This is a genomic window from Flavobacterium rhizosphaerae (assembly GCF_046000445.1).
GTDB classification, from domain to species: domain Bacteria; phylum Bacteroidota; class Bacteroidia; order Flavobacteriales; family Flavobacteriaceae; genus Flavobacterium; species Flavobacterium rhizosphaerae.
Genome location: NZ_JBELPZ010000042.1, coordinates 1 through 986, shown reverse-complemented (window position 1 = coordinate 986; position 986 = coordinate 1). Strand labels below are relative to the sequence as shown.

The following is a 986-nucleotide window of genomic DNA, read 5'->3' as shown; positions in this document are numbered from 1 at the left end:
GCCCTTAGCGCTGGTGATATCATCACTTCGACCCAGATGATTTACATATATGCCCAATCGGCAGAAAACGCTGATTGTTATGCAGAAAACACCTTTACGGTTACTATTACCCCAAGCCCGGTATTTGTACCGGAGGAAGTGGCAGATGTAACGGCTTGTGACAGCTATACACTTCCGGCCCTTACGGTTGGCGGCTATTATGATGCAGCCGATGGCGCAGGCAATGTAATCCCTGCCGGTACAGCATTTACCACAAACCAGACGGTTTATGTATATGCGGTGTCACCAGATAACCCGGCCTGTACCACTTCAGGGCAGTTTACTGTAACCATCACTACCACGCCAACCCCTGATGCACCTGCCGATATTGCGATGTGTGACAGCTATAGCCTGCCTGCCCTTACGGTTGGTAATTACTATACCGGTCCCGGTGGCACAGGTAATATGCTTACAGCCGGTTCGGCAATAAGCGAAAGCCAGGTATTGTATGTATATGCGGTATCGGCAGACAATGCCGACTGTTGGGCAGAGAATGCATTTGCTGTTACGATAGTGCCTACCCCTGAGGTTGCCATTACCGAGGGTTGTAATGATGAGAACATGTATGAGCTACAGGCAGCGTTTACCGATGGTATCTACACCCCTGATTCAGATGCCGGCTATGTATGGACGGATGCTTCGGGTACTGAGATAGGCTATGGCCCTTCAGTGGTTATCAGTGCCACAGGTACCTATATGGTAACGGTAACCCCTGTAGATGATGCGGAATGCCCATCTGTTGCTACTATTGAGGTATTACAGACTACCTGTGATGTACAGCGAGGTATCTCCCCTAACGATGACGGTATGAATGATAACTTTGACCTTACGAGCCTTGATGTTCGCAAGCTTAGTATCTTTAACCGTTATGGCAAAGAGGTATTCAGTTTTGGCAACTATACCAACCAGTGGCATGGCCAGTCTAATGGAGGCGATGAATTACCAAC

1 protein-coding gene is annotated in these 986 nt (G+C 48.7%); it reads left to right on the top strand.

Annotated features, from left to right (window positions below):
* A partial coding sequence (locus ABS766_RS16720; RefSeq protein WP_408086341.1) for a T9SS type B sorting domain-containing protein occupies positions 1–986 on the top strand: 986 nt, incomplete at both ends.